Below are 22,283 nucleotides of genomic sequence, written 5' to 3' on the forward strand. Positions count from 1 at the left end.
GATTTTGGCGCGCCACGCTGGAAGCAGACGAAGCCCTCGTTCCATCAATCCATCAGGGTTTCGGCAACGAACAACCAGCAAGAATCACAATGATGTGGGGGAACCAATGGAACAGTCAGCAGCGCTAACCGAGGTGATCGCCGTCAAGGGCATCATCCAGGACCAGCACCCCGTGGATTTCCACGCACTTGGTGTCGCAGGATGCATCGACAGGCTTGCTGCGCCGCTTCGACGCTCCGGAGTGACCGTCCATTGGCACACACCCCACCACGGCATCGAGATCTCGTCCGCATCCGCCGCGCTGCTGTACCACGTAGCCCAGGAGACTTTCAGCAACACGCTGAACTACGCCGACGCCAGCGAACTGACCATCCGCCTCAACGCCGTCTACCACGGAATCCAACTGACGATCATGGACAACGGCAAAGGCTTCGAAATCCACGCCGCCCCCAGCGGCCGCCGCCACGGCTTCGGCCTGCTGCTCATGTCCATTGCCGTACACGACGCCGGAGGGTCAGTCGAGATCGACTCCGGGGTTGGGCGGGGCACCACCGTGAGGGTCACACTGCCACTGGATTGAGTCCAATTTGGGACCTTTTTGTGGCCCCGGAGCCATGGATTGACGGCGTCCGCAGACGTATTCTGTAGCTACTTTTCAGCCTGACATCTCGACGGAATGGCACGAAATGGCGCGGAACAAGGGTCCACGGTTAGGTCTTGGCAAGGTCCTTCTGAGGATCTTCGGGTTTTTCTTCGTGAGCGCCCTCTGCGGGGTGCTGATCTGCGGCTTCATGGTGCCGGTGGTTCAGTTCACGAGTACCACCATGGGCGGTTCCATCGGCTTTTACGAAAGCCTTCCCAGCCAACTGGACGTTGATTCGCCGTCCCTTTCCAGCACCGTGCTTAGTGCGGATGGCCAGCACATCGCCACGTTTTATGCCGAGAACCGGGTGAAGGTACCTCTGGATCAGATGTCACCCTTCATCCGCCAAGCAATCGTGGCCATCGAAGACAGCCGTTTTTACGAACATCCCGGAGTAGATGCGCAAGGGATCATCCGCGCCCTGACATCCAACGTGACCAAGGGAACCCGGCAGGGCGCGTCCACCCTGACCCAGCAATACGTCACCAACGTGCTGAACGAGTCCCGCCTCTCGCAGGGGCCGGCCCGAGGACGTGGTGCTCAGCGGGGACAAGACCATGGGTGACAAGCTGCGCGAGATCAAGCTGGCGTTGGAGCTTGAGAAACGCTTCAGCAAAGACCAAATCCTTGAGGGGTACCTGAACATCGTGTTCTTCAACCGGAACGCGTATGGCATCGAAGCTGCTTCACGCTACTTCTTCAGCACATCAGCAAAAGACCTCACATTGCCACAGGCCGCGCTCTTGGCCGGCCTGGTGAACGGACCCAGCGTCTATGACCCAACAACCGCCCCGGAATCAGCGTTCGCCCGCCGAAACCTGGTGCTGGACAGGATGTTGGAACAAGGCAAGATCACGCAAGTAGATCATGACGCGGCAGTCGCCGGCCCCGTTGAGCTGAAAATCACTCCTTCCCTCCAGGGCTGCGCGGGCGCCACCATTGCCATCTACTTCTGCGATTACGTGTCCCACCTGATCCTCAACAATGAGGCCTACGGCGCAACCGTGGAGGACCGCGAACGACTCCTCTACCGGGGCGGGCTCACCATCACCACCACGTTGGACAGCCGGTTGCAGGCGGCGGCACAAGTACAAGTGGACGCCTCTGCAGGCGCGAACCCGGACAAGTGGGGCGCTTCGATGACCACCGTGCAACCAGGCACGGGAAAGATACTGTCCATGGCACAAAACACGGTGTTCGTTCCGCAGGACGGGAAATTCGATACCCAGTTGAACTTCAACGTGGACGCGAAGGACGAAAACGGTAACGACCTCAACGGTGCCGGTGGCTTCCAACCCGGCTCCACCATGAAGCCGTTCATTTTCGCGGAGTGGCTCAACGAGGGCAAGTCGCCCACTGCCGTGGTGGATGCTTCCCGCCGGGTCTACCCGGTTGGCTTCCCCTGGCGGTCCAGTTGCGGCAAGGTGCTGGGTGGATACAGCACTGCGCAGAAGGCCCAAAACCTCGGCGCGGATGATGACCTGCAGAACAACGACGAGGGCTACTACCGCCCCATGCCCATCAACTACGGCCTGTACAACTCCATTAACACCGCCACGTTCGCCACGGCGGCCCAGTTGGATTTCTGCGGCATCCAAAAAATGGTGGACGCGGTTGGTTTGCACAGCGGCTTGGACAACGCACAGATCAACATGCACCAGATCGGCAACCTCCTCGGCTCCATCGGCGTCGCTCCCGTTGTCCTGGCGAGCGCCTACGCAACATTCGCCAACGACGGCACCTACTGCAAACCAATCGCCATCACCGACATCAGCGACACACAAGGCAGGAAATACCCGGCGCAAACCCCTGAATGCAAGGAGACGGTGAAACCTGCTGTGGCCCGGGGAGTTACAGCGGTGCTGCAGGACGTGCTCAAGCTCGGTTCCGGCGTCTACATCGAACCCAAAGTCCAGAACCAGGTCCCCGTCGCGGCCAAGACCGGTACCTCCAACAACAACGGCGCAACCTGGGTGGCTGGCTTCACCACACGGCTCGCCACGGCCTCATTCTTTGGGGATACGACGGCGGGACAACAGCGCGCGGGACAGAACGTCACCATCAACGGCAAGTTCTACAAGTCATTGGACGGCTACATGATCGCCGGCCCGCAGTGGGCCAACTACATGATGCAGGCCACAGCCCTCTACCCGAGCGGTGCGTTCAACCCTCCGGCTCCCCCGCCTTCCCCTGGTCCGGGCACGTCACCGGCCGCACCTCGCTGAGTGGGTCTGCGTTACGGGGCCCGGTCTGCGCGCCATTTCCGCGGCCCAGCCGGCAGAAAGACTTTGAAAGCCAGTCGTTCCTCCCGCAGACTTGGCCTGTGAAGCCCTTCCTTTTGTTGGCCACGCGCGCCGAAGACGCGGCAGCGGATGACGAGTACCAGGCTTACCTCCGGTACTGCGGGCTCCAGACTGAGGAATTGGTCCGCATCAGGCTCGAGTCAGGACCATTGCCGGCCATTGACTTGGCCGATTACTCCGGTGTGATTGTGGGCGGCAGCCCCTACACCTCCAGCGACCCTGTGGAGGAGAAGAGCCCGGCCCAGCTTCGCGTCGAAGCTGAACTCTCAGCCCTCCTTGATCGCATCGTGGCCGAGGACTTCCCCTTCTTGGGTGCCTGCTACGGAGTTGGAACCCTGGGTGTTCATCAGGGAGCCATCATTGATCGTCGCTACGGTGAACCGGTGGGTGCCACGGAGATTAAATTGACCGCGGACGGGGAGCGCGATCCCCTGCTCAAAGGCCTGCCCCACACCTTCGAAGCATTCGTCGGGCATAAGGAAGCCTGCAGCAAGCTGCCGGGAAACGCCGTGTTGCTCGCTAGTTCCGCAGCCTGCCCGGTGCACATGTTCCGCATCAAGAAGAATCTCTATGCCACGCAATTCCACCCCGAACTGGATGTCGACGGCCTGATCACCAGGATCAACATCTACAAGAACGCGGGCTATTTCCCGCCGGACGCTGCCGATGAACTCATCGAAACCGCCAAGCAAGCCTCGGTGACGGAACCGATGCGGGTCTTGAGGAATTTCACGGAACTCTACGCTCGCTAGGGATCTTGCGGGGCCTGCTCTGCACCCCAAGAAAGGGGTTTCTGTCAGAGCCTCCCTCACGCGCCGCTGGCTGGGTAGCGTTGGGGATACTCACGCACATGCCCACAAACGTGATTCATCCATGAGGAGCAATCTTTGAAGCAGGACCCTTTGGCGGTCGAAACCCAGATGCACGCGACACCCGATGAAGGAAAGTCCAAGCCAAGCCCAGCGAAAACCCGGGCAGCGGGCAAGATCCCTTGGGGCGGCCTTTTGGTGCTTGCTGCCGCGGGCTTTACGGCTGTCACAACAGAGCTGCTTCCGTCCGGGCTGCTTCCCCAGATCAGCCGGGATCTGGGTGTGGAGGAATCGGCTGTAGGTTCCCTGACCGCAGCATATGCAGCAATCATCGTCTTCACCGCCCTTCCCTTGTCCCGACTCCTGGGCGGGCGGGTCCCACGAAAGACCCTGTTGATCGGGACCGTACTTGCCTTTGCACTTAGCAACGTCTTGCTGGCATTGAGCCCAAATCTTGAAGTGGCCATCGTTGCAAGGCTGTTGGGCGGTATTGCCCATGGCATGTTGTGGTCGAGCATGGCGCCGTACGTGGCGCGCATCGTTCCTGCCCACTCGGTGGGCAAGTCCATGGCCGTCGTCTTCAGCGGAACCAGCATCGCGTTGGCAGTCGGGGCTCCGATAGGCACACTGATGGGCACGCTCATGACATGGCGGGTTTCCTTCGTGGTCCTGGCCGGGGTTGGCGTCCTGTTGGCAGTTTTGGCGTTCTGGCTCCTGCCTGCTGCGCATGATCCGGGTACCCACAAGACGCCGTCGATCCGGGCGGCGCTCAAGCTACCGGGCGTGATCGCCGTGGCCACCGCTTGGCCACTCTTGCTGCTGGCACACTTCACACTCTTTACATATGTTGCCCCTTTCCTGCTCGCCTCCGGATTGCCCGAAGCCCTCACTGGCATTTCCCTGTCCGTGGTGGGAATCTCGGGCTTGGTCGGGATCTGGATTGCCGGCCTGACCGCCGATTCCCGTCCCCGGCGTTCGGTGATTACCGCCGTCGGGCTTCTTTTGCTTGCCTTCGCGCTGCTTCCGGTTCTGGGCGGCACATGGGTGGGGGTTTTCGCGCTGATGGTCGCCTGGGGTGTTTCCTTCGGAGCGATCGGCATCTACAACCAGGCGGCGATCCTTCGCGCCGGCGGGGAGCACAAGGATGCGGCCAACGGCCTCACAGTAGTGACCATCCAGCTGGGGATTGCCGTCGGTGCCGGTTACGGTGCTTTGGCGCTGACCACTGTTGGGGCTCAGCTGGTGCCGCTGGCCGCGGCGCTGCCCACGGCGATTGCCTTGGGGATCATCATCTTCAGCAGGCGTGGCGGATACCCGGCAGGGCCGCGCGAAACAACGCCGCGCGAAACAGGGCCTCGCGAAAAATGACCGCGCGGGAAGCGCCGGTAACATCCCTGAAACATGCCAGTCACCTGATCTTCACGAACGTGGGGTTTCTGTAACTTCCCTGCAACTTAGCTCTTCTGAGTCGGAAACATAGCTCACCGAATATTGATCGGGGGGTAGTGAGGGCCGTGCAACAACGGGCCCGTTCAGGCTTGATCAGAAGGGAACGCAGTGGAGATCTCTGCGCAACACGTCTGGCTGATGTTGTCATCGGCAATGGTGCTTTTCATGACTCCGGGCCTTGGCCTTTTCTACGGCGGCATGACCCGCGCCAAAGCAGCGCTCAACATGATCATGATGAGCTTCATCTCTGCGGGCATTGTTGGCGTGGTGTGGGTCCTGTGGGGATACTCGATGACCACCGGCGACGGCTTCCTGGGCCTGTTCGGCAACCCCTTTGCACACTTCGGCCTCCAGGACCTCATGGGTTCGCCTGACCTCCTCAAGGTAGTCTTCGCGGCTACGTTCGCCATCATCACTGTGGCGCTCATCAGCGGCGCAATCGCCGACCGCGCCAAGTTCGGCGCATGGGCGCTCTTCGTCCCCATCTGGGTCACCGTGGTCTACTGCCCGCTGGCTTACATGGTCTGGGGCGGTGGCTTGATGAGCGCCGGCGGAGCCGTCACGCAGATCTTCGGCCAGGTGATCGACTTCGCCGGCGGTGCCGTAGTTGAGGTCAGTTCAGGTACGGCCGCTTTCGTCCTCGCATTGATCGTGGGAAAGCGTCACGGATTCGCCAAGGACCCCAACCACCGCCCACACAACGTCCCGTTCATCATGATCGGCGCAGCAATCCTCTGGTTCGGGTGGTTTGGCTTCAATGGCGGAGCTGCAACCACGGTTGAGCAGGCAGGTCTGATCTGGGTCAACACCCTGGTGGCCCCTGCCGCTGCGATGCTGAGCTGGTTGGTCACGGAGAAGATCCGCCACGGACACCCGACATCGTTGGGTGCAGCCTCCGGCGTTGTCGCCGGCCTGGTGGCCATCACCCCTTCCTGCGCCAACATCACCCCGCTCGCGGCCCTTGGCCTGGGACTCGTTGCCGGTGCTGCCTGTGCAGTGTTCGTAGACCTGAAGTACAAGTTCGGTTTCGACGATTCCCTTGACGTCGTGGGCGTGCACTTCGGCGCCGGCGTGATCGGCACGCTTTCCCTTGGATTCGTTGCCTTCCCCACGGAGGGCGTGGCCGGTGGCCTCCTTTACGGCGGCGGCGTTCAGCAGCTCGTGGCACAAACAGTTGCCGTGCTGCTCACTATCGCCCTCTCTGGCCTGGGCACCCTCCTGATCGGCCGCGCTATTGACAAGACAATCGGCTTCCGCGTGGCCCACGAACATGAAGTAACCGGCGTGGACCTCACCCAGCATGCAGAGTCTGCCTACGAGTTTGGCCTCACGGCCCACGGCCATTTCCGCCAGCAGCAGGCGCACTTGTCGTCGCTGATCAAGGGTGGACGCAAGGAGTCGGAGCAGGCAAAGGAAGACAGCTTCGCCTAGCCGCATCCCCGTCGCTGGGTCCGGATTTCGTATCAGCCGAAGCCGTTCCAGAGCCGCTGCCACCAAGTACGTTTGATTGGTTCCACGGGCTCCGGCTCGGGCGGCGCCGCCGCGGCACGTCGTCCGCGCCAGCGTTCCAGCTCGGCGTCAACATCCCTCAGCCTGGTGATCACTGGCGGCCCACCCTGGAGCTGTCGACGAGCTTCAATGACCCGCTTGTTGAAGTCCTCAAGAATGTCGCGGACCTGTTTCTCCGTGTACTGCTGATCCAGCTTCGCGTCGAGTTCAGCGTCCTCGAGCCGTAGGAGAATGGCTGGCGGGCCGATCCCGCTGAGTTGCTCGCGCTGGATCAGACCTTTGACCCACCAGTCCGGGTCATAGTGCTCCCCCAGGCCCGGGATCGGCTTGCCGGCGTATTTGAGGTTGTCGAATTTGCCCTGGTTCATTGCATCCCGGATCAAATATTCGACCCGCGCGGCGTCGTCCACCTTGCGGCGTTTCTCCCGCTCTTCCGCCTCTGCCGCCTCAAGCTCTGCATCTTCCTCGGCATTGCCGCCCCACGATCGGACGGCCCGCAGTTCCGCGCCCCGTTCGAGCTTCCGTCTGAAGGCGTTGTTCCCGGCGCTCACGTTTCGCCACCTCCTCGCACGGCAGTTCTCTCCTGCCGGAAATCGTGGTTCCGGCTCCAGTATTCCGCACTTTGTTGGGCCACGGGGAGGGCTGGGGGCTACTCTCAATCCAAATGTCCCCACAGGAAGGGCCGCGCGTGACTACTGTTTCCAATGCATTCATTCCCGTCTCGGATCCGGGCCGGGCAGCCAGGTGGTATTCGGAACACCTGTTGCTTCGGGTTGTCACCGTTTCGGAGTGGTCGGCAGTTCTAACGGGCGACGGCGGTGCCACAGTTACGCTGATGGGTCCCCTCAGCGGGATCGCGGCTGAGCCCGGGCTGGCTTGGGCGACGTGCGGTTTCCTGGTGGGGGACCTCACGGGCATGCGGGATCGTTTGCTCAGGAACGGACATGGCGTGTCGGTGGTGGAGGGCGATCCGGACGTGTGCTTGTTCTTCACCGTCCGGGACCTCGACGGGAACGTCCTGCTGCTCACGGACCGCTAGGCTTCCTGGTTCCACGAACGCCGCAGCCTGTTGCTTCACGAAGCCCTTTGACAGCCTGGCGGCCCCGACACGCCGCAGTTAACGGCGTGTCGGGGCCAGCGTCAGCTCAAAGCAGGTCGTGAAGCAACGCAAGCCGCTGGCAGGCTAGTGAACGGCCATGCTCGGATCCAGTTGCTCGATGCCCTGGGGAGTCACAAGGACCACGCGGGCCGTGCAAATGTCGTAGAACAAACCCGTGGCCTGCACTCGTCCAGATGCCAGGGCTGGCCCAGTGACCTGGTGCTCTTCGAGCTTCTGGAGCTGGACAGCTACGTTCACCATGCTGAGCTGGTCCAGGCGGCTGTAGCCCTCAGCTTCGGCAGCAAGGGCCACAGGATGACCGTCCAACAGCGCGCGGTAGCTCGGCCGGGCGTGCTCCAGCCAGGCATCGAAGCCCCCACCCAAAGCTGCGGCCGCACCCTCGGCGTCGGCGATAACGGCCTTCATCGCGCCGCAATTGGAGTGGCCGCAGATCACGATCGAGTCCACGGACAAGCCCTTGACCGCGAATGCCAGGGCAGAATCGATCGAGGCATCCCGGCCATCACGGCACACTACGTTGCCGATGTTCCGCAGTGTCAGAAGGTCGCCGGGGCCGCTGCTGGTGATCAGGTTCGGATTGACGCGGGAGTCGACGCAGGCAACAAACAAGGTGTCCGGGTTCTGCCCCTCGGTCAGGTCCTGCACCAGCGGGCGAACCTTGTCTGCGTAGCGTCGATGGTATTTGTCGATGCCAAGGAGGATCGACCGCAACGGAAGCTGCCCGCCGTCGTCGTGCGCTTCCTGGTGGGTACCATCCAGCGGCGACGACTGCCAGGAAGTCCTGGGTGGCAGCGGGAATTCGCGTGGATCCTGACGCTGGGGAGTGCTGTCCGCGGCGTCGGTAAAAGCGGTGGTTCCGTGTTCCTCCAGCATCACCGAGGCGCCGCTGGAGCGGTGCTGCGTCTGCCAGGCGACCAGAGCCTCGCGGAAGGCGTGATCAAGGTAATCGGCGTTGAGTTCAACCACTGCGTCCTGTCCTTCGGGCACGGAGTGAAGCACGCGGTTCAGTCGGGGCAGGGCGAAGAAGCTGCAGGACCCGGCGACCGTGACCCGCCACGGCAGCTGCTCCCCGGCGGGAGCATGGGCATGGATCTGGGCACGGAGTACCCGCCACAACACGCAGAGGGCCGCGAGTGCCAGGCCGATAATGACGCCCTCGAGCAAGTTCAGGACAACAACGCATGCCAGCGTGACCACGTAGACCAGGAGGTCGCCGGTGCGCAGGCTGGTTTTGATGTCGGCAACCTTGATGAGCTTGGCGCCGATGACGAGCAACAGGCCTGCGAGCACGGACAACGGAATCAGCTGGATGAGACCGGCGAACAGTGCAGAGAACACCAGGACCCACACGCCGTGCAGGATGGCGGACGCGCGGCTCGCGGCGCCGGCTTCAACGTTGGTGGCGCTGCGGACGATCACGCCCGTCACCGGGAGGCCGCCGAGCATACCGGAGACCATGTTTGCCGAGCCTTGTCCGACGAGTTCCCGGTTGAGGTTGGTGCGCGTGCCTGCATGCATCTTGTCCACCGCCACCGCGGAAAGCAGCGATTCGATGCTTGCGATCAGGGCTACCGTGATGACCGCCATGACCGCACCACGCCAGTTACCGTCCGGCAAACTGGGAAGGGCGACGGCGTCGAACAGGGAACCGCTGAAGCTGATGCGCTCGACGCTGGGCGCAACTGCTGCAGACAAAGCGGTAACAGCGACGACGGCGGCAAGCGGCCCGGGAATCTTCCGCACCGCAGTGGGCAGGTATTTCCACGCCAGAAGAATCGCGACGACGGCCAGTCCCAGCAGCGCCGAATGCAACTCGACATTGGTGATGGCCGCTGGAAGTGCGGTCAGGTTTTCGACGGCGGACCCAGCGGCCTGGCCGCCGAGCAGCACATGCAACTGCTGCAGGATGATCGTGATGCCGATGCCAGCGAGCATGGCTTTGACCACCACCGGCGACACTGCCAGTGCGGCCCGGCCTACGCGGCTGACACCCAGCAGCAACTGCACGACGCCGGCGGCAGCCGTAATCGCACACGTCACCTGCCAGCCGAACTCGTCAACCAGGCCGGCAACGACGACGGTCAGGCCCGCGGCGGGACCGCTCACCTGGAGTGGAGAGCCGCCCAGGCTGCCCGCGACGATTCCTCCGATGGCAGCTGCGATGAGCCCGGCCATGACAGGTGCTCCGGAGGCCGCCGCGATGCCGAGGGACAGCGGAAGGGCAACGAGGAAAACCACCAAGGACGCGGGGAGGTCGGCGCCGAGGTTGCTGAGGAAACTTTGGGCTTTGCGCGGGCTGCCGGACGGGTTCTTGCCGGGCGGATTCTTGCCGGGCGGACTGTGGGAGTCGGTTGATATGGAAGCGGAGTCGTTCGGCTGTGGCACTGGAATTCCTAAGGCTCGGGAACATTGACTCCTCCAGCGTAGGAATCCTGTCATGTTAAATGACAAGATGATGTGATTCTTGTGACAAAACTTGTGAAAAGGCTGCGTCATGTGGCGACAAAGGGGAACTTTTCCGCGGGCGGAACTCGTTGGAAACCCAGCGCAATGCTCACCTCCGTCCCACCTCGGCGCGATGCAATAAATGGCTCGACACCTGGGAAGTCGGCAGTGATGCCCCTCCGCCGTCGTTCTTGCTTCTCGCAGCCCATAAACTAAGGCTCCTTAGTTTAGGCTTGAGTCCATGAGCGACCCCGAAGCCCAACCCGTACGCATCAGTTCCGAGTCCGTTCAACTTCAAGCCCTCGAACCCGTACTCGAACAAATCCGGGCGGCCGTGGGTAACATCCCTGAACTGTTGGCCATTGCCGGGGAGATAGGACACACTGTTCCGAAGCCTGGCGAGGGCAACACAGCCAAGCTCTGGGAACTCCTGGCGTCCGTCACGGCCGTGGACGTGGCCGCCGGACGCGTCCTTGAACCCCACCTGGACGCCCTCGCGATCCTGGCCCAGTCCGGTTCCGAAGCAATCGCGACTGGCCCGTGGGGAGTCTTCGCGGCCGAAGTTCCCGGCATGAAACTCGAGGCCAAGACCGACCCTGCCGGAAACTACGTACTCAACGGCGCCAAACCATGGTGCTCGCTGGCCGCCCAGCTGGACAATGCCATCATCACAGCCCACACGGAGGGCAACGGCAGGACGGCCTTCGCCGTCAGCCTGAAGGACCCTGGAGTATCGTGCGAAACCCCGAAGTGGACCAGCCGGGGCCTGCAGGAAATCCCCAGCGGTACCGTCCACTTAGAGCATGTGAAGGCAGCACCGGTGGGCGACGAGGACTGGTATTTCAAACGTCCCGGCTTCGCGTGGGGTGGCATGGGAGTGGCCTCGTGCTGGTTCGGCGGAGCCGTGGCAATGGCCCGTGACTTCAGGGCAGCCCTGGCTGCGGGCGTAGGAAACGGCCGGAACCCGGACCAGATCGCCCTCGCTTCCCTGGGCGAGGTGGACCGGATCCTCACCTCCGTCGGCGGATACCTGGCCGCAACAGCCGAACGGATCGACGCCGGCGGTCTGGCCGATTCAGGTGGAGACGGCTCCAGCGCCTGGAGCGAAGCCTTGCGCGTCCGCGGGACTGTTGCCGCCGCCGTCGAACGTGTCCAAACGGTTGTGAGCCAGAACCTCGGACCGGGCCCGCTGGCTTTCAACGAGGCGTACGGAAAACGAATGGCGGACCTGTCCTTATACATTCGCCAGCACCACGCCCTGAGAGACGACGCGCAGTTGGGCGCCCTGACTCTGGATGGGGACGCCGGATGGTGAGCTTCTCGCACGCAGACACGGGAACAACCGAGGCGGAATGGGCGGCCAGCGGCGTCGCTGCCTTGCCGGAGTTGCCGCTGGACGCAAGCGAACTCACAAGCATGGCCTTTGTGGTGCTCGCCGCGCACCCGGACGACGAAACACTCGGCGCGGGCGGCCTCCTGGCCAAGCTCCACCACAGCGGGGCCACCGTGAAGCTCCTGCTCTGCACTGCCGGCGAAGCGTCGCACCCGGAGTCGCAAACCACGACGTCGGAACAGCTTGCCGCTATCAGGCTCATTGAGTTCGACACGGCTGTGTCCGGGCTGGCTCCCAGCGCGGCGTGGCAATTCCTGGAGCTGCCGGACGGGCGGCTGGCAGCCCATGAAGATCGAATCGAAGAGGCGGTTCGCGGAGCAGCGTCAGGCCATCCGGCGGACAACGTGGTGATCGTGGCGCCGTACCGGTCGGACGGGCACACAGACCACGACACCTTGGGCTCGATCGCAGCCAGGGTTGCCGCCGCCGGAGGCCATGGCCTGCTGGAGTACCCCATTTGGTATTGGCTCTGGGCAGGACCCGGCGATGCCGCTTGGCAGTCATGGGTACGGGTCCCGTTAACAGCGGCGGAGCGGGACGCCAAGAACGACGCGATGGGCGCCCATGCCTCGCAAGTGGAACCATTGTCCGAGCAGCCGGGTGATGAGACGCTGCTGTCCGGGACTTTCCTGGAGCACTTTTCCCGCCACTTCGAGACCTTCGCCTGGCACCCATTCACGGCGGGGAGCAACACAGCAGCAGACGCCGAGCGGATCTTCGACGAGGTCCACTCCCGTGAAAAGGACCCGTGGGACTACTCCTCCAGCTGGTACGAACGCCGCAAGCGTGCCCTGACGTTGGCGGCCTTGCCCAAGGAGTCGTATGATTCCGGCCTGGAAGTGGGCTGTTCCATCGGCACGCTCAGCGAGGAACTCGCCCGGCGCTGCCGGCAATTCCTTGGAGTGGACGCCAGCAGCACGGCATTGCTCCAGGCAACACAGCGGCTCTCCGGATACCCGTCGGCCGAAGCCCGCCGCCTCACTGTGCCGGATGAGTGGCCGGAAGGGACCTTCGACCTGGTGGTGTTGTCCGAGACGGGCTATTACCTTTCGCCGGAAGAACTGAGCGAACTACTGGACCGGATTCGAGCTTCCACCCGACCCGGCGGCACCCTGCTTCTTTGCCATTGGCGGCACCCGATCTCGGGCTGGCAACTGGACGCAGAGGCAGTTCATGCAATGGCCCGCAGCCATCTTGCGTGGCCCGCGCATGGGATCTACCGGGAAAGGGACTTCATGCTGGAGATCCTTATTGCCCCGAGTGAAACGCTGTGACCACTGCGGACCGGCAAAAAATCCGGAGCGTCGCGGTGGTCATGCCGGCCCACAACGAGGAACGGCACATCGGCTCAGCATTGGCGGCGTTGCAGACCGCGGCGGATGCCCTGCAGCGCGAGCACCCCGGAATCGGGGTTTCAATCGCTGTGGTCCTGGACGCCTGCACGGACCGATCCTCCAGCATCACGGCTGCGTACACTTCGGCTGATCTCCGTTTCCTCCCGGTCGAGGTCGGATTTCGCAGCACGGGCGACAGCCGCGACGCCGGCATCCGTGCCGCCCTGGAACGCCTGCCCTTCGCCGCAGGCGCAGGCGCAGGTACGTGGTTGGCCACCACCGACGCCGACTCCACCGTCCCGGGGCACTGGCTGGTGCGACAGGTGGAACTTGCCAACGCCGGTGCCGACGCCATCTTGGGATCCGTGGAGCCGGACTCCCGGGACATGGACGAGGCGGTCCTCGAACGCTGGCGGGAACTGCACCCCTCCCGGGAAGACCATCCCCATATTTACGGGGCAAACCTTGGCGTCCGTGCTTCTGCGTACCTGGCCGCGGGCGGCTTTCCGAGGCTAAGGTCCCACGAGGACCGGGCCCTGGTCGAACGCCTTCGGCGGCTCGGGCTGGCGGTCATCGCCACGGACACCACCAAGGTGACAACCTCCGGGCGGCTGCATGCCCGGGCACCCGAAGGATTCGCGGCCTATCTCCGGGCCCTTGGCTCCGGGCTTTCGTCCGTGGCGCGCTAAACCGCCAGTGCCTTCTCCACCGCAGCAATGGCCTTCGCCGTAATCGACTCCCGATCGCCGGAGCCGTCCACCATCAACAGGATTCCGCGTTGCGTGTACGCAGTCACCACAGGCTGCGTCTCATCCCGGTACAGCTCCAGCCGGCGCTGAATCACGGGTTCAGTATCGTCGCTGCGGCCCTGTTCCTGAGCCCGTTGAAGCATGCGGGCAACGAGTTCGGCATCCCCCACATTCAGCACAAGAACCACTTCGAGCGCCTGATGCCTCGCGGCCAATATCTCATCAAGGGCACCAATTTGGATGACAGTGCGCGGGTAGCCGTCAAGGAGGAACCCGTTCCCCGTGTCACCTTCCTCCAGGCGCTGGCGGAGCATGGCCGTGGTGACGTGGTCGGGAACAAATTCGCCCCGGTCCATGTACTCACCCGCTTCTGCGCCGAGTTCAGTCTTGTCCCGAACATGTGCACGGAAGAGGTCTCCAGTAGAGATCGCGGGGATCGAGAAATGCCGGGCGATCACTTCCGCCTGCGTGCCTTTGCCGGAACCTGGAGGGCCCATGATGATCAATCGCGCCATGACACAAGTCCGTTCCAAGAGGCGGCCGGGACTTAAACGATACGCCGACGACGGCGCGACGCTCCCGCCGTCGCCGGTTTTTCTTGGCGGCCGCTACTGGCGTCAGGCGTTGGCTGGCTCGGCGAGCAGTGCGTCGACCTGGCCGATGGCCTCCCGCAGGCCTTCCTCCATGCCCATGTCCGACATCTTCTGCAGCTGTTCTTCAGAGTCAAAGCGCGTGGACATGGTCATGCGGGTGCGGTCGCCAATGGGCTCGAGCTTGACGGTGGCGTGCGCGGCTCCATGCTCGCCCATGGGGGTGCCCTGATCGTCGGCAAATCCGTAGTCGAATTCGAGGTGGTCCGGGGCGTTGATGGTGGTGAACTGCCACCAGCCGTGGGCCTTTGTTCCGTCGGGCACCGTCATGTAATAGGCGGCCTTGCCTCCGGGCGTGAAATCGTGGGTTTCGAACGTGGCTGGGACGGTAGGCGGCCCCCACCATCGTTCAAGTTGGCGTGGGTCCTCCCAGATTTTCCAAACGCGCTGGACGCCGGCATCGAACTCGGCAACGACTGTGAGGCTTAGGGCCTCCGTATTCTTGTCCACGCTGACCACGGTCATGGCAGATCCCTTCCTAGTCTTCACCGAGAATTTCGGCGATCCGGTCGGCACGTCGCCGCCAGATCATTTCGTATTGGTCCAGCAGACGCCGGGCTTTTTGCAGTCCATCACGGTTCCCCCGCACGATCTGCTCCCTCCCACGCTTCTCCTTGGTCACCAGGGAGGCCCGTTCCAGGACCGCGACATGCTTCTGCACGGCCGCGAAACTCATGGTGTAGAGCCCAGCCAATCCGGACACCGAGTACTCTCTGGATGTCACCCTGGCCACAATGTCCCGCCGAGTGCCATCTGCCAACGCGTGGAACAACTGGTCAAGGTCCACATCGCTGGAGGGTACGGAATTAAGCTCATCTACAACCATTTGGTTGTACGATATCGCCGCCATGCAGGCCTGTCAACGGATCATTGGAATCATCCAGCGGTCACCCCTTGCGGCTGACGACACCCGGAGGTAAGTTTTTGAAACGTAACAAAGAAAGCGCTTTCCGAAACTTTAGGTGGACTCGAACATGACCCAACACGCTCCCATCACGTGGCTCGATGGCGCACCGCCCGCTGCCCTGAGCGGTGGCACAACATGGGGGATGCCCTTTGCCCGCGGCACCGTCACGCAGGTTTCGGAGCTGTCCGTTGTGGATGCCCGCGGATGCCACGTCGACGCCCAAACCTGGCCGCTCGCTACTTGGCCCGATGGTTCCCTCAAGTGGGCGGGCATCGCCCTGGGCGCGACGGGCAACCCGGCGAGCGCATACTCCGTCACCTCCAGCGACAAGCAAGCGCACGACGGGGGCCCCGGCAGCCGGCGTCGAACGATCGCCTGAAGTGACGGTCACCGAAAGGGAAGAGTCCGTGACCGTCTCCACCGGGACCTTGGAAATGGTCCTGCCGTGGTCTGGAGCGAGCCTGTTCAGTACGCTGACCCGCGGTGGTTCAGTGGTGGCGAAGGACGGACGGCTCGTGAGCCTGCTGCAGAACGACGTTGCCGAGGGAGCTGGCAGCACAACGCGCGAAAGCTTCACTGGCGAAGTCACGTCCCTGACGGTCGAGCAGCGCGGTCCCGTTCGCGCCGTCGTGCGTCTGGAAGGCCGCCATCGGGCGGACCTGGGCGAAAGGGAGTGGCTTCCATTCACCGTCCGCTTCTACTTCTATGCTGGCGCGCGGAGCATCCGGATGATGCATTCGTTCATCTGGGACGGCGAGGCTGACAAGGACTTCCTCGCCGGACTTGGTGTTCGGTTCACCGTCCCGCTCGAGAGCGACTTGCACGATCGCCACGTCCGGATCGCCGGAGCGGACGGCGGATTCCTTGTGGAGGCGGTCCGCGGACTCACCGGCCTGAGAAGGGATCCGGGTGAGAAAGTCCGCCAAGCCCAGGTCGCCGGGGAACCCACTCCGCCGCTGAACGAATGGAGTCCCCTGGTTTCCGAACGGCTCCATCTCATCCCCACATGGAACGACTACACGCTCACGCAGCTGAGCGCGGACGGCTTCGAGCTACGCAAACGCACGGCCCCGGGCCACGGTTGGGTGGGCATCTCCGGCGGGACGCGATCGGCAGGATTCTGCTCCCTGAGCGACCTCCGAGGCGGCTTCGGCGTTGGCGTTCGGGACTTCTGGCAGTCGCACCCGGGCCAGCTGGACATCCGCGGAGCAGCCACCCGGGAGGCAACGCTGACCGCTTGGCTCTACTCCCCCGAAGCCCAGCCGATGGACCTGCGCTTCTATCACGACGGCCTCGGCCAGGACACCTTCGAGGAACAACTCGAGGGGCTCGAGATTACGTACGAGGATTACGAGCCTGGATTCGGAAATCCCACGGGAATTGCACGGACCCACGAGCTCACACTGTTCGCGTACGACGCCACGCCCAGCGCCGAATCCCTCGCCATGGACGCCCGGGCAGCGTCCACTCCCCCGCTATTGCAGCCATCGCCTGAGTACCTGCACTCCGCGGGCGTCTTCGGCGACTGGGCGCCGGTGGACCGCAGCACTCCGGCGCGGGCGGCACTCGAAGACAAGCTCGATTTCCTGTTCGACTTCTACCAGGGCCAAAGAGAGCAGCGCCGCTGGTACGGATTCTGGAACTACGGCGACGTCATGCACACCTACGACTCCGACCGGCACGTCTGGCGCTACGACGTCGGCGGCTACGCGTGGGACAACTCGGAACTCTCACCGGATCTCTGGCTCTGGTACATGTACCTGCGCTCGGGCCGGGCCGACGTCTTCCGCTTTGCCGAGGCAATGACGCGCCACACCGGCGAAGTGGATGCGTACCACCTTGGCCCCTGGCGCGGGCTGGGATCGCGGCACAACGTGCAGCACTGGGGTTGCAGCGCCAAGCAGCTTCGAATCAGCACCCCGGCCTACCGACGCTTCTACTATTACCTGACTGCCGATGAGCGCACCGGCGATCTCCTCACCGAACTGGTGGACAGCGACCAGAACTTCCTAGGGTTGGACCCCGTCCGCAAAGTACGTCCCGACGCCGAGACCTACCGCCCGGACCGCGGCGCCTTGGGCGTCGGGCTGGGTACAGACTGGGGCTCGCTCGCCGCCACGTGGCTCACCGACTGGGAACGCACCGGCAACCCCCGTTCACGCGACCGCCTCCTGGGAACCATGGCCGATATCGGCGGCCTCAAGTACGGATTCCTCACCGGCGAGGCGCTCTACGACCTGGACAAAGGAAGGTTCGACGCCGGACGCGAGGTCATCAGCGTCTCGCACCTGAGCGCCGTGTTCGGTTTAGTGGAAATCTGCAGCGAACTGATCAGCCTCGTGCCGGATTCGTCCTTCGAGAAAGCATGGATGCAGTATTGCCGGCTATTCCTGGCATCGCCGGAGGAGCAGACCACCGAAGTAGGACAGCCCCTCGCAGGCATCTACCTGACTCAGGCGCACAGCCGGCTAACGGCCTACGCGGCAGCCCGACTAGGGTCCCCGGACCTGGCCGGGCTGGCGTGGGAGAGCTTTGCCCAGGGCGGGGAGAACTTGAACCATGCCGAGGCGTTCGCGCTGAAAAAGATCCTGCCGCCGCATGTCCTCCAGCCCGTGGACGAGGCTCCGACCGTTTCCACCAATGACACCGCCCAGTTCGGACTGGCCGTCATCCAAAACCTGGCCCTTGTTGGAGGCGCGCTGCCGGGTGAGGAGGACCCGGCGTCGTAAGTCCTGTTGGTTCCCGCCCCTCTTTGCCGCCGCGGCCCTTAGGAGCTCGACCGCGGATGCATGATCCGCATCTGGTCCCAGGTGCGCTCCGAAGCCGCGATGTTCTGGTTGGAGCGTTCGCGGTCCAGGGAGGCAAGTTCGACGGCGATCGCCTGGACCGCGGCCACCGCACCTGTAAGGGACGGGAAGAAACCGGCGCCTTCGGTGGGCACGACGATCCGATGCTGGGCGTGCACGGCCACAGGTGACCCTGCGCTGTCAGTGATGGAAACAACCGGCGCACCGATGTTGTGGGCAATATCGACGGCGCGAATGGTGCTGTCATAAACCCGCCAAAGGCTGATGGCGATGACCAGGTCCTCGGCGCCGAGCCGCGCGATGGCATTTGTCAGTGCAGCGACGTCGGCATCGAGGAGCCTGACGTTGTAGCCGGCGATGATTGCGTTGTGCTCCAAGGCCTTGCCGGGGATGGCGTAGCTTCCTGCCGCCACGATGAAAGTTTGTCGGGCACCGGCGATGGCCTTGGCAATCAGGTGGATGGTGTCGGCGTCCAAGGTTCGTTCAAAATGGGCCAAATTCGCGCGATCGGTTGAGACGGCAGCCTGTGCAGGACTACTGATATGGCCATTATGCTCCGCAGCAACTTCCACTGCGCTCAGCGACGCCAGGAACCGTGACCTGAGCTCGAATTGGAAGTCTGCCCAGCCCTTGAACCCCAGTGTTTGAGCGGTCCTGGTCACCGTGGAGGCGTTCGAAGCGGCTGCTGCAGCAATGTCACTCACAGACCCGTAGGAGGCAAGACGCGGCTGCGAGCGCAGGATTCCAACCACCTGCATTTGGCGTGCTGCAAGCTTCCGGCCCTGGACACGACTGTCGAGCCACTCAGTCAACGTTGACGAGTCGAAATCTTCTTCCACCTATTGACCTACCTCACACTTCGCCGTACCTTCGATACATCGCATCTGCACAGACTTGTGCATATTCCTAAAAATGTACAACTTGGCCCACTTTGGCAGGAATCACCATGTCTCTCACCGCACGCTTGGATCGTCTGGCTCTCAGTCGACCACACTACAAGCTTCTCCTCATCGGAGGCCTCGGCTACTCATTCGACGGCATGGACGGCGCAGTGGTCGCGTTCCTGCTCCCTCGAATCCAGGAATTGTGGGGCCTCAGCAATGCCAGCCTCGGCCTGGTAGGTTCAGCTGCCCCGCTGGGCTTCTTCTTCGGCGCGATCCTCTCCGGATGGATGGGCGACCGATTTGGCCGGAAAAAGGTCATGCTGTGGGCCCTCGCCTTCTACTGCGTTATGTCAGTGGTTGCGGCCATGGCTCCCACCTTCGAAGTGTTCCTGATTGCACGGATCTTTGCAGGATTGGGGGCGGGCGCAGAAAGCGTCATCATCGCGCCGTTCCTGTCAGAGTTCATTCCCCCAAAGCGTCGCGGCTGGTTCATTGGGACCCTTGCCGGCTTCTTCTCCTTCGGCTTCGTAGGCGCTGCATTGATTGGCCGGTTCATCGTGCCTATGGGTGAGGACGGCTGGCGCTGGGCCCAAGTGGTTACGGCAATACCCATCCTTCTCCTGCTCTGGTGGCGCCGTAGCCTGCCTGAATCCCCGCGGTTCCTGATCAGCCGTGGCCGCGTGGCCGAAGCAACAGAGGTGGTGGAGCGCTTTGAACAGAGCGTCGTCAAAGCCACCGGCAAAGACCTCGCTTCGCTGCCTCCAGCCCAAGAGGAGATCGCCAAGCATGAGCAGAAGATCAGCATCTGGAACGCCCTGAAGTTCATGTGGTCAAAGGCCATGCGTCGTCGGACGGCCGTTATCTGGCTGATCTGGTTCGTGATCACCTTCTCCTACTACGGCTTCTTCTCATGGATTCCCACGCTGTTGGTTGGCCGGGGTATCACCGTAACCAAGAGCTTTGAATACTCGATCATCATTTACCTGGCACAGATTCCGGGCTACTTCTCGGCAGCATGGCTGTGCGACCGGATCGACCGCAAGAACACCATTGCCTTGTACCTTGCGGGATCGGCGCTCAGCGCGTTCTGGCTGAGCCAATCCAATGATTCCGGCATGATCCTGGTAGCCGCCGCAACTTTGTCCTTCTTCCTGAACGGTACGTATGCCGGTGTTTACGCCTACACTCCGGAGCTCTTCCCCACGTGGATGCGCGCCACCGGTGTTGGCCTGGCCAGCGCAGTTGGTCGTATCGGCAGCATCCTCGCACCATCCATCATAGGCATCTTCTCAGCGGCCCTCGGTTTCGGTGGGGTGTTCACGATGACCACGGTGGTGTTGACCATTGGCGTTCTTGGCGTGGTGATCTTCGGCGCCTCCACGGCGGGCAAGTCCTTGGAGGACATCAACGCCCGTGCTGAACATGATCCGGCTCCAGCAGGAAAGGCGTAGCAATGAGCGGAAACTTCACGAAATCCGACACTACGTTCCAACACGCTTTCGACGCCCTGCAGCAGGACCCCGGCGTCATCCTCTTCACCGCCCTCCAGTGGATCCCCCAACGTTCCAGCCTCAGGCGGCTGTTCACCAGCCACCCGGCCGAGTACCCCGTGGGCGGCGAGAAGACGGTCGAAATCTCACCGGGCTGGCTTGGGACAGTCATTGAGCACAAGAAGCCGTTCCTGGCCCCCGATCTGACAGCACTGAGGGACGTCTTCGCGGACTCTGCGCTCATTCAGCAACTCGGCTGCGGCGCCGTCATCAATGTGCCTGTCCTCGACCCGCAACGCAACGTTGTAGGTGTCCTGGCGCTACTGGACGCAGAAGGCAAGTACACGCAGCACAGCGTGGAAGCCGCCGTCGAGCTGGTCAACGCGAATCTGGCCGAACTCGTCCAAGCCTTTGAAGCCCATCCCACCGAAGTCCCCGCACCCACCGAAGTCACTGCAGATACCGAAGTCCCCGGGAAGGACACTGTTTAGCATGAGCACCACCCCCAAAGCCGCCCCGCTCGTCATCCGCAACGCAAGCGTCCTGGACGTCAAGGCAGGCACGTACTCCACTGCCGACGTCGTGAGTGTTGATGGAAAGATCAGCAGCGTCGGAGCCGATGCCGAGGCGCCTTCCGGAGCACGCGTGATTGATGGCACCGGCAAGTTCGTCATCCCGGGACTCATTGATGCGCACGTCCATGTGGTCGCGTCCAGTGCTGACTTCCGCTCGCTGACCTGGACTCCGGCGTCGTATGTGTACGCACAGACTGCCCGGATCATGGGAGAGATGCTGCGCCGCGGTTTCACCACCGTCCGAGACCTGTCCGGCGCTGACTTCGGCCTGGCGATGGCCCAGCAGGAAGGGTTGCTTGAGGGTCCCAAGATCCATTTCTGCGGCCACGCCCTGAGCCAGACCGGCGGCCATGGCGACATGCGCCTTCCCGGTGAAGACCACGACCCCAATGGGCGCGGGTGCTGCGGAATCGGTCGCGTAGCCGACGGCGTCGATGCAGTACGGGCTGCAGCCCGCGACGAGATCCGCAAGGGCGCCCACCACATCAAGATCATGGCATCCGGTGGAGTCTCCTCCCCCACGGACCGCATCGACTCCACCCAATACTCGATGGAAGAAATGCGGGCCGCGGTGGAAGAAGCCGAAGCCGCCAACCGCTACGTCGCAGCGCACGCCTATACGGCCCGCGCCATCAACCGCGCACTCGAAGCCGGCGTCCGCTCGATCGAACACGGAAACCTCCTCGACGACGAAAGCCTCAAGCTCTTCATCGAGAAGGACGCCTTCCTGGTTCCCACGCTCGTCACGTACTGGGCGCTGAAGGAAGAGGGCAAGGAATTCGGGCTTACCGAGGAGATGTGGGCCAAGGTGGACTCCGTACTAACCAGCGGGCTGGAGGCCATCTCCCGGGCACACGAAGCCGGCGTAAAAATGGCTTTCGGCTCCGATCTCCTGGGCGGCATGCACCGCCATCAGAACGAACAGTTCAGACTGCTCGGCAAGGTCCAGCCAGCAATCGACGCCATCCGCTCAGCAACCACGACGGCGGCCCAGCTGCTTGAGCGCGAAGGTGAACTTGGCGTGATCGCACCTGGCGCGGACGCGGACATCCTGGTGCTCGGCGCCGACCCCGTGGCGGACATTTCCGTGCTGGCAGATATGTCGGAGCATCTCGAATTCCTGATCCAGGACGGCAGGGTGATCTCCTAGCCAGGGCGGGGATCCGCATGTTGATTCCCGACCCTCTTTGCCTCGAGCAGGCCCGGAAAGTGAGCC

At 62.9% G+C, this 22,283-nt stretch carries 19 protein-coding genes and 1 pseudogene; 14 read left to right on the plus strand and 6 right to left on the minus strand.

The genetic code is table 11. From position 1 onward, the window contains the following. Window positions 1–106 precede the first annotated feature (106 nt). The 5 genes and pseudogenes from LDP01_RS10445 to LDP01_RS10465 all read left to right on the plus strand — a co-directional run bounded on the left by LDP01_RS10445 (window position 107) and on the right by LDP01_RS10465 (window position 6,635). Entirely contained in the window at window positions 107–580 is a 474-nt protein-coding gene (locus tag LDP01_RS10445; RefSeq protein WP_224088909.1) for a sensor histidine kinase, read from the plus strand. Window positions 581–686: 106 nt separating this feature from the next. Beyond that, window positions 687–2,868 (plus strand): annotated as a pseudogene (locus LDP01_RS10450) (transglycosylase domain-containing protein). Window positions 2,869–2,966: 98 nt separating this feature from the next. Further along, a complete protein-coding gene (locus LDP01_RS10455) occupies window positions 2,967–3,698 on the plus strand; it encodes a glutamine amidotransferase (RefSeq protein WP_224088911.1) in 732 nt (243 codons plus the stop codon). A 168-nt stretch (window positions 3,699–3,866) separates the two neighbouring features. Beyond that, window positions 3,867–5,123: an MFS transporter gene (locus LDP01_RS10460; RefSeq protein ID WP_527249067.1), complete on the plus strand. Its 1,257-nt coding sequence runs from the start codon at window positions 3,867–3,869 to the stop codon at window positions 5,121–5,123. A gap of 189 nt (window positions 5,124–5,312) precedes the next feature. Next, window positions 5,313–6,635, plus strand: coding sequence for an ammonium transporter (locus LDP01_RS10465; protein ID WP_224088915.1), 1,323 nt, complete (start codon window positions 5,313–5,315; stop codon window positions 6,633–6,635). A 32-nt stretch (window positions 6,636–6,667) separates the two neighbouring features. Here the strand turns inward: LDP01_RS10465 and LDP01_RS10470 are convergent, their stop codons facing one another. After that, on the minus strand, window positions 6,668–7,264 hold the full coding sequence (locus tag LDP01_RS10470; RefSeq protein WP_224088916.1) for a DnaJ family domain-containing protein: 597 nt from the start codon (window positions 7,262–7,264) through the stop codon (window positions 6,668–6,670). A 137-nt stretch (window positions 7,265–7,401) separates the two neighbouring features. Here LDP01_RS10470 and LDP01_RS10475 point away from each other — a divergent pair, with 137 nt between their 5' ends. Further along, the gene (locus LDP01_RS10475; RefSeq protein ID WP_224088917.1) at window positions 7,402–7,752 is read left to right on the plus strand and encodes a VOC family protein; all 351 of its coding nucleotides are present in this window, start codon (window positions 7,402–7,404) and stop codon (window positions 7,750–7,752) included. A 144-nt stretch (window positions 7,753–7,896) separates the two neighbouring features. On the opposite strand, the gene LDP01_RS10480 is transcribed toward LDP01_RS10475, so the two are convergent. After that, window positions 7,897–10,218: a SulP family inorganic anion transporter gene (locus LDP01_RS10480; protein ID WP_224088918.1), complete on the minus strand. Its 2,322-nt coding sequence runs from the start codon at window positions 10,216–10,218 to the stop codon at window positions 7,897–7,899. A gap of 301 nt (window positions 10,219–10,519) precedes the next feature. Here LDP01_RS10480 and LDP01_RS10485 point away from each other — a divergent pair, with 301 nt between their 5' ends. From LDP01_RS10485 to LDP01_RS10495, 3 genes are read left to right on the plus strand one after another with little or no spacing between them, the layout of a single operon-like run. Then, window positions 10,520–11,593 (plus strand): acyl-CoA dehydrogenase family protein, encoded by a 1,074-nt coding sequence (locus LDP01_RS10485; RefSeq protein WP_224088919.1) that lies wholly within the window; start codon window positions 10,520–10,522, stop codon window positions 11,591–11,593. After that, complete coding sequence (locus tag LDP01_RS10490; protein ID WP_224088920.1) at window positions 11,587–12,945, plus strand: PIG-L family deacetylase; 1,359 nt, start codon at window positions 11,587–11,589, stop codon at window positions 12,943–12,945. The genes LDP01_RS10485 and LDP01_RS10490 overlap by 7 nt, the downstream gene beginning before the upstream one ends. A 41-nt stretch (window positions 12,946–12,986) precedes the next feature. Further along, window positions 12,987–13,694 (plus strand): glycosyltransferase family 2 protein, encoded by a 708-nt coding sequence (locus tag LDP01_RS10495; RefSeq protein ID WP_224091161.1) that lies wholly within the window; start codon window positions 12,987–12,989, stop codon window positions 13,692–13,694. Here LDP01_RS10495 and LDP01_RS10500 read toward each other — a convergent pair. From LDP01_RS10500 to LDP01_RS10510, 3 genes are all read right to left on the minus strand, one after another. Continuing rightward, a complete protein-coding gene (locus tag LDP01_RS10500) occupies window positions 13,691–14,269 on the minus strand; it encodes an adenylate kinase (protein WP_224088921.1) in 579 nt (192 codons plus the stop codon). The genes LDP01_RS10495 and LDP01_RS10500 overlap by 4 nt on opposite strands. Window positions 14,270–14,371: 102 nt before the next feature. After that, window positions 14,372–14,869 (minus strand): SRPBCC family protein, encoded by a 498-nt coding sequence (locus LDP01_RS10505; RefSeq protein ID WP_224088922.1) that lies wholly within the window; start codon window positions 14,867–14,869, stop codon window positions 14,372–14,374. Window positions 14,870–14,882: 13 nt separating this feature from the next. Continuing rightward, window positions 14,883–15,230 carry an ArsR/SmtB family transcription factor gene (locus LDP01_RS10510; RefSeq protein ID WP_224091163.1) on the minus strand — a complete coding sequence of 116 codons (348 nt, stop codon included), beginning with the start codon at window positions 15,228–15,230 and terminating at the stop codon, window positions 14,883–14,885. A gap of 148 nt (window positions 15,231–15,378) precedes the next feature. Here LDP01_RS10510 and LDP01_RS23410 point away from each other — a divergent pair, with 148 nt between their 5' ends. Both LDP01_RS23410 and LDP01_RS10515 read left to right on the plus strand, forming a co-directional pair. Further along, the gene (locus tag LDP01_RS23410) at window positions 15,379–15,690 is read left to right on the plus strand and encodes an RIFT barrel domain-containing protein (protein ID WP_263433695.1); all 312 of its coding nucleotides are present in this window, start codon (window positions 15,379–15,381) and stop codon (window positions 15,688–15,690) included. A 28-nt stretch (window positions 15,691–15,718) separates the two neighbouring features. Further along, window positions 15,719–18,040 (plus strand): exo-rhamnogalacturonan lyase family protein, encoded by a 2,322-nt coding sequence (locus tag LDP01_RS10515; RefSeq protein WP_263433696.1) that lies wholly within the window; start codon window positions 15,719–15,721, stop codon window positions 18,038–18,040. Window positions 18,041–18,078: 38 nt separating this feature from the next. Here the strand turns inward: LDP01_RS10515 and LDP01_RS10520 are convergent, their stop codons facing one another. Continuing rightward, window positions 18,079–18,957, minus strand: a complete 879-nt coding sequence (locus tag LDP01_RS10520) for a MurR/RpiR family transcriptional regulator (protein WP_224088923.1) — start codon at window positions 18,955–18,957, stop codon at window positions 18,079–18,081. Window positions 18,958–19,064: 107 nt separating this feature from the next. On the opposite strand from LDP01_RS10520, the gene LDP01_RS10525 reads away from it, so the two are divergent. Genes LDP01_RS10525 through LDP01_RS10535 form a run of 3 tightly spaced genes read left to right on the plus strand, consistent with a single transcriptional unit; the run spans window position 19,065 to window position 22,217 of the window. After that, window positions 19,065–20,453, plus strand: coding sequence for an MFS transporter (locus LDP01_RS10525; RefSeq protein ID WP_224088924.1), 1,389 nt, complete (start codon window positions 19,065–19,067; stop codon window positions 20,451–20,453). 2 nt (window positions 20,454–20,455) lie between these two features. Then, window positions 20,456–20,983: a GAF domain-containing protein gene (locus LDP01_RS10530; protein WP_224088926.1), complete on the plus strand. Its 528-nt coding sequence runs from the start codon at window positions 20,456–20,458 to the stop codon at window positions 20,981–20,983. A 1-nt stretch (window position 20,984) separates the two neighbouring features. Continuing rightward, complete coding sequence (locus tag LDP01_RS10535) at window positions 20,985–22,217, plus strand: metal-dependent hydrolase family protein (RefSeq protein ID WP_224088928.1); 1,233 nt, start codon at window positions 20,985–20,987, stop codon at window positions 22,215–22,217. Window positions 22,218–22,283 lie beyond the last annotated feature (66 nt).

The organism is Arthrobacter sp. StoSoilB13, assembly GCF_019977255.1.
In the GTDB taxonomy this organism is placed as follows: Bacteria; Actinomycetota; Actinomycetes; order Actinomycetales; family Micrococcaceae; genus Arthrobacter.

Excerpts from the sequence above, each read along its gene's own strand:
- LDP01_RS10445 (WP_224088909.1), top strand. The coding sequence starts at position 107 with ATGGAACAGTCAGCAGCGCTAACCGAGGTGATCGCCGTCAAGGGCATC.
- LDP01_RS10460 (WP_527249067.1), top strand. The coding sequence starts at position 3,867 with ATGCACGCGACACCCGATGAAGGAAAGTCCAAGCCAAGCCCAGCGAAA.
- LDP01_RS10485 (WP_224088919.1), top strand. The coding sequence starts at position 10,520 with ATGAGCGACCCCGAAGCCCAACCCGTACGCATCAGTTCCGAGTCCGTT.
- LDP01_RS10490 (WP_224088920.1), top strand. The coding sequence starts at position 11,587 with ATGGTGAGCTTCTCGCACGCAGACACGGGAACAACCGAGGCGGAATGG.
- LDP01_RS10495 (WP_224091161.1), top strand. The coding sequence starts at position 12,987 with ATGCCGGCCCACAACGAGGAACGGCACATCGGCTCAGCATTGGCGGCG.
- LDP01_RS10500 (WP_224088921.1), bottom strand. The coding sequence starts at position 14,269 with ATGGCGCGATTGATCATCATGGGCCCTCCAGGTTCCGGCAAAGGCACG.
- LDP01_RS10505 (WP_224088922.1), bottom strand. The coding sequence starts at position 14,869 with ATGACCGTGGTCAGCGTGGACAAGAATACGGAGGCCCTAAGCCTCACA.
- LDP01_RS10510 (WP_224091163.1), bottom strand. The coding sequence starts at position 15,230 with ATGGTTGTAGATGAGCTTAATTCCGTACCCTCCAGCGATGTGGACCTT.
- LDP01_RS23410 (WP_263433695.1), top strand. The coding sequence starts at position 15,379 with ATGACCCAACACGCTCCCATCACGTGGCTCGATGGCGCACCGCCCGCT.
- LDP01_RS10525 (WP_224088924.1), top strand. The coding sequence starts at position 19,065 with ATGTCTCTCACCGCACGCTTGGATCGTCTGGCTCTCAGTCGACCACAC.
- LDP01_RS10530 (WP_224088926.1), top strand. The coding sequence starts at position 20,456 with ATGAGCGGAAACTTCACGAAATCCGACACTACGTTCCAACACGCTTTC.
- LDP01_RS10535 (WP_224088928.1), top strand. The coding sequence starts at position 20,985 with ATGAGCACCACCCCCAAAGCCGCCCCGCTCGTCATCCGCAACGCAAGC.